10 protein-coding genes are annotated in these 10,670 nt (G+C 70.1%); 5 read left to right on the top strand and 5 right to left on the bottom strand.

Features of this window, described 5'->3' with window-relative positions:
• Nucleotides 1-67: 67 nt before the first annotated feature.
• Nucleotides 68-1,285, bottom strand: a complete 1,218-nt coding sequence (locus Sri02f_RS18580; protein WP_109002418.1) for an IS110 family RNA-guided transposase — start codon at nt 1,283-1,285, stop codon at nt 68-70.
• Nucleotides 1,286-1,558: 273 nt separating this feature from the next.
• Between Sri02f_RS18580 and Sri02f_RS18575 the strand changes: the two genes are divergently transcribed.
• Nucleotides 1,559-1,756: a hypothetical protein gene (locus Sri02f_RS18575; protein ID WP_507772817.1), complete on the top strand. Its 198-nt coding sequence runs from the start codon at nt 1,559-1,561 to the stop codon at nt 1,754-1,756.
• A gap of 191 nt (nt 1,757-1,947) precedes the next feature.
• On the opposite strand, the gene Sri02f_RS44115 is transcribed toward Sri02f_RS18575, so the two are convergent.
• Nucleotides 1,948-2,145 carry an aromatic-ring hydroxylase C-terminal domain-containing protein gene (locus Sri02f_RS44115; protein WP_359445999.1) on the bottom strand — a complete coding sequence of 66 codons (198 nt, stop codon included), beginning with the start codon at nt 2,143-2,145 and terminating at the stop codon, nt 1,948-1,950.
• Between the two features lie 45 nt (nt 2,146-2,190).
• Here Sri02f_RS44115 and Sri02f_RS18565 point away from each other — a divergent pair, with 45 nt between their 5' ends.
• Entirely contained in the window at nt 2,191-2,793 is a 603-nt protein-coding gene (locus tag Sri02f_RS18565) for a hypothetical protein (protein WP_109002416.1), read from the top strand.
• 728 nt (nt 2,794-3,521) lie between these two features.
• Here Sri02f_RS18565 and Sri02f_RS42245 read toward each other — a convergent pair.
• A complete protein-coding gene (locus Sri02f_RS42245; protein ID WP_218029881.1) occupies nt 3,522-3,821 on the bottom strand; it encodes a hypothetical protein in 300 nt (99 codons plus the stop codon).
• A 2-nt stretch (nt 3,822-3,823) separates the two neighbouring features.
• Here Sri02f_RS42245 and Sri02f_RS44110 point away from each other — a divergent pair, with 2 nt between their 5' ends.
• Nucleotides 3,824-4,624 (top strand): DUF427 domain-containing protein, encoded by an 801-nt coding sequence (locus tag Sri02f_RS44110; protein ID WP_109002415.1) that lies wholly within the window; start codon nt 3,824-3,826, stop codon nt 4,622-4,624.
• A 68-nt stretch (nt 4,625-4,692) separates the two neighbouring features.
• Entirely contained in the window at nt 4,693-5,901 is a 1,209-nt protein-coding gene (locus Sri02f_RS18555) for an IS701 family transposase (RefSeq protein ID WP_109002414.1), read from the top strand.
• A 4-nt stretch (nt 5,902-5,905) separates the two neighbouring features.
• On the opposite strand, the gene Sri02f_RS18550 is transcribed toward Sri02f_RS18555, so the two are convergent.
• Nucleotides 5,906-7,024, bottom strand: a complete 1,119-nt coding sequence (locus Sri02f_RS18550; RefSeq protein WP_159106734.1) for a M48 family metallopeptidase — start codon at nt 7,022-7,024, stop codon at nt 5,906-5,908.
• 879 nt (nt 7,025-7,903) lie between these two features.
• Between Sri02f_RS18550 and Sri02f_RS18545 the strand changes: the two genes are divergently transcribed.
• On the top strand, nt 7,904-9,325 hold the full coding sequence (locus Sri02f_RS18545) for a non-reducing end alpha-L-arabinofuranosidase family hydrolase (RefSeq protein ID WP_109002412.1): 1,422 nt from the start codon (nt 7,904-7,906) through the stop codon (nt 9,323-9,325).
• A gap of 481 nt (nt 9,326-9,806) precedes the next feature.
• Here Sri02f_RS18545 and Sri02f_RS18540 read toward each other — a convergent pair whose 3' ends face one another.
• A complete protein-coding gene (locus tag Sri02f_RS18540; protein ID WP_109002438.1) occupies nt 9,807-10,634 on the bottom strand; it encodes a helix-turn-helix domain-containing protein in 828 nt (275 codons plus the stop codon).
• Nucleotides 10,635-10,670: the final 36 nt, after the last annotated feature.

Below are 10,670 nucleotides of genomic sequence, written 5' to 3'. Positions count from 1 at the left end.
GGGGGGTGCCTCTATGTCTTTCGTCAAGGCACCCAGGTTCGGTTTGGGGTGGTGTGACTTGTGGGGGTCATGCGGCGAGTTCGACGTCCTCAGGGATGCGGGGTTCGTAGAAGGTGCCGTCTCGGAGCATGGCGAACAGGACGCTGATGCGTTGGCGGGCCAGGCGGAGGAGGGCCTGGGTGTGGGTTTTGCCGCGGGCTCGTTGCTTGTCGTAGTAGGTGCGGGAGGCGGGGTCGGCGTTCATGCAGGCGAAGGCGGAGAGGAACATTGCCCGTTTGAGCTGACGGTTTCCGCCTCGGGGTGCGTGTTCGCCGTGGATCGAGGTTCCGGACGACTTCGTGGCCGGGGCCAGGCCGGCGTAGGAGGCGAGGTGGGCGGCGGTGGGGAAGCTGGTGCCGTCGCCGACGGTGACCAGCAGGACGGCGGCGGTCCTGACGCCGACGCCGGGCATCGACGTCAGGACCGGGGAAAGAGGGTGGGCCTCCAGCAGGGCGTTGATCTGGGCTTCCAGGGCCCGGCGCTGGGTGTGGACGGCGGCGAGCGAGGCGGCCAGGGAGGGCACGACGATGTCGAGGGTGCCGGTGCCGGGCACGACGACGGTCTGTTCGTCGAGCGCGTCGAAGACGTCGTCGATCAGCCGCTGGGCCATGCGCGGCGCCTTGGGCCGGATCAGTTCCACGAGTCTGCGACGGCCGGCCTTGCGCAGGGCGGCCGGGGAGCCGTAGCGCTCCAGGAGCCAGGTGACGGCCTGGTGGTCCAGGCGAGGGCCGAGGACGCGTTCGAGGCTGGGGTGGAACTGGGTGAGCAGGCCGCGTATCCGGTTGGACGTGCGGGTGGCCTCGGCGGCGAGGTCCTGGTCGAAGCCGACGAGCACGGTCAGCTCGGCGGTGATCTCGTCGGTCAGTTCCAGCGAGCGCAGGGTGTGCGGCATGGTGCGGGCGGCGTCGGCGATGACCGCGGCGTCCTTGGCGTCGGTCTTGGCCTCGCCCGGGTAGAGGTCGGCGATCCGGCGCATGGCGAGTCCGGGCAGGTAGGCGACCTGGCAGCCCGCGTCACGGGCGACGGTCAGCGGGAGGGCGCCGATGGAGGCGGGCTGGTCCACGATCACCAGCACGGTGCCGAACTTCGCGGTCAGCTTGTCGAAGACGGCCCGCAGTTTTGGCTCGCTGTTCGGCAGTTGCTTGTCGAAGACCTTCTTCCCGGCCGGGGTCAGCCCGTGGCCGTGATGGCTGCTCTTGCCGACGTCCAGGCCGAGGAACACGCCCACGTCTTCGGTGTCGAACATCGCGCCTTTCCCAGGGTGTTGACGGTGCCGGCCTCGGCTTCGGTGTCGTACGCGCGCATCCACGTTATGCAGACCTGCCGCTCGCGAGCTGTCCGGCAGTGCGCCGGACCGGGCGGTGGCCGGACCTCTCATCAGCGTCTCCGACGGCACCTCCCGGGCCCGGTGACACCACCCCCCAGGTCATCCGTTCGACAGGGGGCAACAGTCATGCCGGGCCCGGAGGCCAGCGGCCCCGTTGCGGAACCGCGGAAAACATAACGGGGCCAACTCACCATGCAACTCGGGCCCAAGAAGCAACGGTTTGCCTTGCGCCACTACGAGGGTGACACCTTCAGCTACAGCACCACCGGCGAAATGTCCGTCGGCCTGTCCGGCGTGACCTTTACCGTCGGGTCCGGCGGACACGCCGACAAGGTCCGGGTCGAGAACCTGGACACGACCGGCCTCGGCACCTTCACGAGGAATGACTAGCCTCGCGCCTTCATGAAGGACCCTGGCGGGATCCGCGCCCCGCACCCCCCGTGGCGGGACCCGGCGGATCCGAAGCCGTCGACCGAGCCGTGCAGATCGTCCTCCACTGATTCTCCGTGCATCCCGACCTGCATCGGCCGGACACAAGCCGGCGAAGGTGCGGGCGTCGCCTCGTCAGTGCCGCTGCCCGGTCATGCTGCGGCACGGGTGGGCCGCAGGGCCCGTCTCGTGGCCTCGGCCAAAACTGCTGTGGGGCACGGGGTGGCCCGAGTGGTGCGCCAGGCGACCACGTGGTCGGGCCGGACCAGCATGGCGCCGTGGTCGCCGATGCCGCAGGCCTCGGCCGGCCGTCCCGTTCCCCCCGTCGGTCTGTCGAGGCAGTGTGGCATCAACTCGCCCACTGGGCTGAGTAGTCGGGCGACGCGGAGGGCGCGGTGTATCTGTTCACACAGCTCCTCTCCGACCGCGAACGGCTCCAGGGACCCCGGCATCAGGACACCGGACTGGCCCGCCACCAGCTCGCCCACTGGCGCGGCCGGGCAGGGCGGGCCGAAGAAACCGTACGCCGTCACGAGGAGACGCACCGCTCGACCGAGCAGGAGGGCCGTACCGAGGCCGCGCTCAACCTGCCCTGCGACAAGGGCCATTGGCAGCAGCAGGCCGGCGACAACGCCGCCGCGCTGCGCACCTACACCCGGATGCTGAAGACCGCTGAGGGAGAGCTCAGCGGCGGCCACGAACTCACCAGGATCGCCCGCGGGCGCCATGCGGAACTCGCTGGCGGGCTGCCCTTCGGCCACGAGCGGGGGCACGACGGCCTGGAGGACCTGGTCGCGGCGGCCGCGGAGATCGAAGGGAACGGCGAGCCCTCGCGCGCAAGGCGCATGTACGGCCAAATAGCAGAGAGATGCGAGGAGTTGCACGGCCGGGACGGCGACCAGGCACTCGGCGCGCTGGTCTCGCAGGCGAAGGCAGCCATGCAGACGAAGGACCTGGACGAAGCCGTCGTCTGCTTCTGGAAAGTGCCGGCAACATGAAACTCCACATCGGCGACACAGCGGGAACCCTGCTCGCCCGGCAGGTGGAAGCGGCACCCACCACGGCCTTCGGACTGCTGGCAGAAGCCTGCGCCCGGCGCATCGCCCGGTTCTTCCCGGTCACCGACCGTACCGGTGGGCCGCGACCGCACAAGGGGAGCTTCGAGCAGTGGCGCGGTGTAATCCAGCGCGTGGCCGACCAGGGGTGCGAGGCCCGCGCCTGCTGCTTCGCCCGCGCGGACCGCCGCCCCAGGCCCGAGGAGATCGCCCAAGTCGGCGTGATCCAGGTGCTCGGGCCGGGTGTGTGCGGCCTGGCGTTCGGCAGCGAAGGGCACGCTGCTTGCAGTCGCCGCACAGGTGTGGGTGGGTCCCGCGCGGGGCGCCCCATCCGGCAGGCTCGATGGCCTTCCACCGTGCATCGGTGCGCCGGCTGGCGCAGCCGGCGCACACAGGACGGCGGGCTTCCCGCTCGGCCTTCCGCCTTCGGCAGCGCGGCTGCTGCTTGTCCTCCCGTTTACGGGCTGCGTACGCGGCCTGCCGACGGGCGTGGTGGGCTTCCGGGCGGGAGCCGCCGGTCGTCTCCAGAAGCGTCCGGGCGTGGGAGCGGCCTAAGCGTCGGAAGATCGCCCCGGCCGGGCTGCGCTCCTTGAGCTGCTGCTTCATGCCGGTGACCACGACGAGGAGCGTGTCGTCGTACATGTGGAAGCCGTCGTCGTAGGCGTCCTCTGTCAGTGTGGCCTGGTCAGCTCGGTCAGCTGCACGATGGCAAGGTCCGGGTCGCGCGGGCCGACGCGGTCGGTTGCCTCTCGGACGATGTCGACCATGGTCACTTCCGGGTGGCGCACGCTGCCGGCGCGGACGGTCACCGCTGGCGACGAATTGTCCGGTGGGCTGCATCTGCTGTGCGGTGTCGGGGCGAACCGTGTGGAGAACGAGAACCACAGAGGAGAGAGCGTGACCGACAGGGCGCAGGCAGGGGCGCGACGCTGCTGAGAAGCGTGGTATCGATTGCACAGGCTGGTGATCACCGATGACGAGATGGGCACCCCGGCCCGATGGCGGACGGCCTGCGGGTAAACCTTGCTCCCACGCCTGGACGGCGGACCCGCCCCCGCTGAGTGAGACGTGCGCGTCCTGCGCGGCGCGCGGAAGCGCACCGGCTGATCTGCTGCTGTGCCTGACGTGCGGCCACGTGGGCTGCAGCGACAGCTCTCCCGGCGCGCACGCCACGGGCCACTTCGACTCCAGCGCACACCCGGTCGCACGCACCCTGGCACGTGACCGGGAATGGGCCTGGTGCTACGAGGACGAGGTGTATCTGGACCGACTGGAAGAACCACCCGTGCCGCGTTCCGCCCCGCGGACGCCCGAGTCGGTCTGGGACTACCCGAGGCCGCCCGTCATGCGGGAGGACGACCGTGTGGTGCGGGTGGAGTGCGCAGGACAGGTGGTGGCCGAGACCCGCAGGGCCATCCGGGTCCTGGAGACCAGCCATCCCCCCGTGTTCTATATCCCGCCGCGGGACGTCCGTACGGAGCTTCTGTTCCCGGCGGTCGCGGGCCGGACCTGGTGCGAATGGAAGGGGTCGGCCCGGTACTGGGACGTCGTCCGGGGAGATGACGTACGTGCTCGCGCCGCGTGGAGCTATCCCCGTCCCGAGCCCGGCTACGCACCCCTCGTCGGCTTCCTCGCCTTCTACCCGAGCCGCGTGGACCGCTGCACGGTCGACGGGGAGGAGGTGACGGCGCAGGAGGGGGACTTCTACGGCGGCTGGATCACCGCAGAGGTGCGTGGGCCGTTCAAGGGAGCACCGGGCACCCGACTGTGGTGAGACGGCGACGGTGAGATCCGCTCGGTCGAGGATCGCGGAAGCCTCCACCTCGGCGGGAGCGCGGTGGACTGTTCGACGGGTTCTTCCGTGCGGATCAGCGGCGGTGGGGGCAGGCGTATGTGCGGGGGCTGCTGCTGGACGGGCGGCGCAAGTCGGTTGAACCGATGGCGGCCCGCCTCGGTGAGGACGGCAACCGGCAGGCACTGGCGCACTTCATCACCTCCAGCCCGTGGGATCCGGCGCATGTGCGGGCCCGACTGGCCTGGAGGATGCAGGACGCGATCGGGGCGGAGGCGTTGATCATCGACGACACCGGCTTCCTGAAGGACGGGGACGCCTCGGCGTGCGTGTCCCGGCAGTACACCGGCACCGCGGGCAAGGTCACCAAATGCCAGGTCGGCGTGTCGCTGCACCTGGCCCGGGATCACGCCTCGGCCGCGGTGAACTGGCGGCTGTTCCTGCCCGCGTCCTGGGACCCGGCCTCCCCGGAGGCGGACCCGGACAAGATCGCCCGCCGCACCCGCTGCGGCGTCCCCGACCGGGTGGGGCATGTGGAGAAGTGGCAGCTGGCCCTGGACATGATTGATGAGACCCGGTCGTGGGGCATCGATGTTCCCCTGGTCGTCGCGGACGCCGGTTACGGGGATGCCGCCGCCTTCCGCCACGGCCTGGAAGAACGCAACCTGCCCTATGCGGTGGGCATCTCCTCCCGCCACACCGCTCATCCGGCCAGCGCCCGGCCCGTCCAGCCCGCCTACGTGGGCACCGGCCGGCCACCGGCCATGCAGTACCCCGAGCCCGCGCAGACCATGAAGGACCTGGTCATCGCCGCCGGCCGGACGGCCGCGCGGCCGGCGTCCTGGAGGGAAGGCTCCCGGCCGGGCAAGGGCCAAAGTGGCTTCAAGCGCATGTACTCGCGGTTCGTCGCCCTGCGGATCCGCCCGGCCGGACGCGGCATCCGCAAGATGGGCGGCGATCCTGAGCTGCCCGAGCGGTGGCTGCTGGCCGAATGGCCCGCTGACGAAAGCGAACCCGTGCAGTTCTGGCTGTCGAACCTGCCCTCCGGGATACCGCTGTCCACGCTGGTGCGGCCGGCGAAGCTGCGCTGGCGCATCGAGCACGACTACCGCGAGATGAAACAGGCCCTGGGACTTGCCCACTTCGAAGGCCGCACCTGGGGCGGCTGGCATCACCACGTCACCCTCGTCTCCGCCGCCCACGCCTTCTGCACGCTGCAACGGCTGGCACACCACCCAAAAGAAGCGGCGCAGGTCTGAGCCTCTACCAGGTCGTCCGGGAACCACAGACCCTCCTCGCCACCTGGGCCGGAGCCTGCCCCACCTGCCACCGCGACATACCCACACCACTACGAACCTGACCAAGCCCTACTAGGCAGTGTCTGATGGCTCTTGCCTGGATGGTGGATCTACTGCCGTTCCGGGCAGGAGTCGGCCATGGTGCGTCGGCATGAACTGACGAATGCTCAGTGGGATCGGATAGCCCCGCTGCTGCCGGAGACCGGAAGCCCGGGCGGTCGATGGGCCGACCACCGGAGTCCACTTCGGTGGCGTCGGCGGGCAGAGCGTCGGACAGGAGTGCCTCGATCCTGTCGGCCAGCGGCGGGTGCGTGTCCCATGTCGCAGGCCGGGGCGCGGGCTGCCAGGCGGCAGGGCCGGAGCCGCCCGCTGCTAGGAACCGTCCGAAGGCCGGCAGGATCCCGGCCGGCGCGCGTCCGGTGCGTGCGGGGTTCATGTGGTCGCCGACGAAGCGCTGCCAGTCGGCCGCGGCCGTGTGCACCTTCTCGATGGCGGCGGCCGCGGTGCCAGGGTCGGTGACCCGCGCCGCGCAGCGGTCGGCCAGAAACTCCTGACGCTGCAGCCCGGAAGAGGAGACCAGCGAGTACAGGTGGAGGTATCCCTGGAGGACCAGCCGATGTGGTGCTCCCGGCGGGACCGCGTCGACGACCCGGGCCAGTAGATCTCGCCCGCCGTAGGTGACCACCGCGAGCCGCGTGTCCAGGTGGGAGAAGTGAGCCAGCTCGTGCCCCAGGACAGCGGTGGGACTCTGCACCGGCAGGGCGGTGAGGAGCGGCGCCCCCACGCACACGCAACGCCTGCCGCGGACCAGGCCCAGCAGCCTCGTGTGCTCGACGACGTATGCGTTGGGTTCGGCCGTCACGCGGATCTCGTGCGGCGGCCGCGTGCCGACCTCCGCGGCCAGGAGGACCACGTGGTTCCACAGCAGGGGAGCCTCGGCCGAGGTCACGAGGATGCCGTGCTGCGGTCCGCTCCGGCCGACGACGGTACGCGCCATCGCAGCCACCGTTCCCGTGGCCAGGGCGAGCGCCAGAGCGGCGAGCTTCACCGTGGCGATGTTGACGCCCTCGGTCGAGATCAGCACGGCGCCGCCGGCCAGGGCGAGGCCGCAGCGCGTGAAGTGCGGGTGGAGTGGGGGAAGTCGACAGCCTCGTCGATCGAGGACTTGGACACGCGTGAGACGGCGGCCTGCGCCCGGACGGGAAATTCGGGGCGGGAAATCGGGGCGGGATTCTTCGAGTTGACCTCTCGCCTGGTGGGCGTTCGACCGGCTCGGTACGCGGCGTATCACCCTTAAAGTCCCACGAATGTTTCGACACCGTTCGCGAATCATGCGGGAAGTATTGACCCCGTCCACCGGTTCCCTATCATCCTGATTGCTCGACGATCCGACCCTTGTTCGACATGACGGACATGCCAGAGTCGCCACGCCCCATCAGCACAGCAGAGCACCTCCGGATCCCGCACCACCGCAACGGCCGAAGCCCGAAGGAGCATGCCGCCGATGTATATGTCATGACCTCATCAATGATTCCCGCTGTCACGCACCAATGGGCGCCTCGTGCGCTGACGCCCGAAGCCCTCTGCAAGCGGAGCACGGCATGCCGTTGAGTCGTTCGATTGCCCAAGCTCCCCTAGCCCGGAGAATGCCGTGCACGCTCCGGAGCGTGCCGTCCCGCGCGGGCCCGGAGGCCCGATCAGAGCGCGAATGGCTCGCGGTGTGCACGGGGGGCCGCCGTACGTCGGGCCGGCACCACGACGGGCGACGGACTGCGCAGGCCGGTGCGTTGCGCAGCCAGGACGCACCGGGCGCCACCGGATGTCCCGATGGTCTCGCGGCGCCCGGAAGCCCTCAGGGGTCGGCCGGCGCTGACGGACGGCCGTGAAGCTCACCCCATCGACAGTCCGGACAGCCTCCGACGGGGCCGGCCGGAACCGCGTACTCAAGGATGACGAGGTCCTCATGCGCAGACCAAGTTTCAGCCGCAGACGTCTGTCTGTGGTGCTCGCCGCTGCGGTCACGGTACTGATCGCGTTGGCGGCCGCGCTCGTCGCCAACCCGGCCGAGGCGGCCACGAGCGGTGCCCTGCGCGGTGTCGGTTCCGGCCGGTGTCTCGACGTGCCGAACTCCAGCCAGACCGATGGCACGTACCTGCAGATCTACGACTGCTCGGGCGCGGCCAACCAGCAGTGGACGGCAACGGACAGCAACCAGTTGACCGTGTACGGCAACAAGTGCCTGGACGTTCCGGGCCATGCCACCGCGGCCGGTACCCGGGTGCAGATCTGGGCGTGCAGCGGCGGGGCCAACCAGCAGTGGCGGGTGAACGCCGACGGCACGATCGTCGGCGTGGAGTCCGGGCTGTGTCTGGACGTCACGGGCCACGGCACCGCCAACGGCACGGCGATGGAGATCTGGACGTGCAACGGCGGCAGCAACCAGAAGTGGACCGGTCTGTCCGGGACAACTCCGCCAGACGGCCCGTGCTCGCTTCCCTCGACCTACCGGTGGACGTCGACGGGCGCGCTGGCGCAGCCGGCGAACGGGTGGGTCTCGCTGAAGGACTTCACCAACGTGGTGTATCAGGGCAAGCACCTGGTCTACGCGTCGAACGTGTCGGGTTCGTCGTACGGTTCGATGGCTTTCAAGCCCTTCACGAACTGGTCGGACATGGCGTCGGCCGGCCAGACCGGCATGAGCCAGTCCACGGTGGCGCCCACGCTGTTCTACTTCGCGCCCAAGAACATCTGGGTGCTTGCGTACCAGTGGGGTGCGTGGCCCTTCATCTACCGCACGTCGAGCGACCCGACGAACCCCAACGGCTGGTCCGCGCCGCAGCCGCTGTTCACGGGCAGCGTCCCCGGCTCCGCCCCGATCGACCAGACCCTGATCGCCGACGGCCAGAACATGTACCTGTTCTTCGCCGGCGACAACGGCAACATCTACCGGGCGAGCATGCCGATCGGGAACTTCCCGGGCAACTTCGGCTCCTCGTACACGACCGTCATGAGCGACACGGTGAAGAACCTCTTCGAGGCGCCCCAGGTCTACAAGGTCCAGGGCCAGAACCAGTACCTCATGATCGTCGAGGCTCGGGGTGCGAACGAGCAGCGCTACTTCCGCTCGTTCACGGCCTCCAGCCTGAACGGCTCGTGGACCCCGCAGGCCGCCACCGAGAACAACCCCTTCGCGGGCAAGGCCAACAGCGGCGCCAACTGGACCAACGACATCAGCCACGGTGACCTGGTCCGCAACAACCCCGACCAGACCATGACCATCGACCCGTGCAACCTGCAGTTGCTCTACCAGGGCAAGTCCCCCACCGCGGGCGGCCCTTACGACCAACTGCCCTGGCGGCCGGGTGTCCTCACCCTGCAGCGCTGATCCTGCCCATCCACGGATGATCGCACCCCGGTGTGGTCCGCCGGCGCGTGGACGAGCGGTTCACGGCGCGGGCGACTTCACCTGCTGACCGATGCTCACCGCCCAGAGGGACCCCAGCCGTGCTTCGGTTGGGGTCCCCCCGGTTGTGGCCCTGCACGGCGGCCAAGGAGCCCAGCCGACGACGCCTTCCGGGCTGCCGGCGCGCCCCCCGACTCATCACGCTCGTCCGGCGGCCTCCGCGGGGCCGGGGCCCGCCGGCGGGCCGAGTGACGGCGTGCTCCCGCCAGGTGGCAACCTGACTCAAGAGGTCCTGACACGGCCGGCCTCGTCTCCGTCGGCGTCTTCCGCGCTCGCCGACCCGGACAGGGTGGAGCGGTTCCGCGGTCCGGCTTGGAGCATTTCGGTATTCGCGGTGCCGCACGGCCGGGCAGCTGCGGTGTCAGCGGCTGCTGCTCGTCAGATCACGTCCTCGACTGCGAGTTCACGGGGTTCCCACGTCCTCGGCGGTCATTGCCAGCAGGACCAGCGAGTCGTGCTCGGCCGTGCCGGGCGGGGCCTGGTAGATCAGCAGGCGCTGGCCCTCGCCAGCGGGGCTGAGCACCTCGTTGGCGAGGGTTATCGGGCCGATCACCGGGTGCCGGAACGCGGTCTGACCGGCGCGCTTGACCCATACCTCGTGCCGGCGCCACAGAGCGGCGAACTCGCCGCTGACCGCTGCCAGTTCGGCAACCAGCGCGGCAGTCCGCTCCGGGGCTGTCAGTTCGGCGGTGTGCAGGTGCGCGACACAGTTACGTGCCACCCGGTCCCAGTCGGCGAAAAGGGTCCGCGCGGTCGCATGCAGGAAGGTGTACCGAATCGTGTTGCGCTGTGCGGGCGGCCAGTCGCCGAGTCCCGGCATCAGCGCAAGGCCCTCCGGATTCGAGGCCAGCACGTCGTTGACATCGTCCAGTACGTACGCCGGGCTGGGCCGGACCGACTCCAGCAGCAGCCGCAGGCCAGGGCTGGCCGGCCGCGGGTCGGCTGGACGGCGGCGAGGCGTCCGCCCGGCGACTTGGTCGGCCAGGCCGAGCAAGTGGGAGTGCTCGTCGGCGGTGAGCCGCAGGGCTCGGGCCAACGCGCCCAGTACCGCGTCGCTGGGCGCGCTCTCCCGCCCCTGCTCGATCCGGATGTAGTAGTCCACGCTCACGCCGGCCAGCGCCGCCAACTCCTCTCGGCGCAGCCCGGGTGTGCGCCGGGCGCCCGGGCCGGTGGGCAGCCCGACGTCGGCCGGGCCGATCCGCCCGCGCCGGATCCGAAGGAAGTCGGCCATGGCGTTCACGGCTTCGAGTCTGCCACCGACCGATGC

It is taken from the genome of Streptomyces rishiriensis (genome assembly GCF_003112535.1).
GTDB lineage: Bacteria > Actinomycetota > Actinomycetes > Streptomycetales > Streptomycetaceae > Streptomyces > Streptomyces rishiriensis.
This window is presented reverse-complemented; position numbering and strand designations above follow the sequence as displayed.

Coding starts and splice junctions, on each gene's coding strand:
- Sri02f_RS18580 (WP_109002418.1), bottom strand. CDS start 1,285: ATGTTCGACACCGAAGACGTGGGCGTGTTCCTCGGCCTGGACGTCGGC.
- Sri02f_RS18575 (WP_507772817.1), top strand. CDS start 1,559: ATGCAACTCGGGCCCAAGAAGCAACGGTTTGCCTTGCGCCACTACGAG.
- Sri02f_RS44115 (WP_359445999.1), bottom strand. CDS start 2,145: ATGCCACACTGCCTCGACAGACCGACGGGGGGAACGGGACGGCCGGCC.
- Sri02f_RS44110 (WP_109002415.1), top strand. CDS start 3,824: ATGACGAGATGGGCACCCCGGCCCGATGGCGGACGGCCTGCGGGTAAA.
- Sri02f_RS18545 (WP_109002412.1), top strand. CDS start 7,904: ATGCGCAGACCAAGTTTCAGCCGCAGACGTCTGTCTGTGGTGCTCGCC.
- Sri02f_RS18540 (WP_109002438.1), bottom strand. CDS start 10,634: ATGGCCGACTTCCTTCGGATCCGGCGCGGGCGGATCGGCCCGGCCGAC.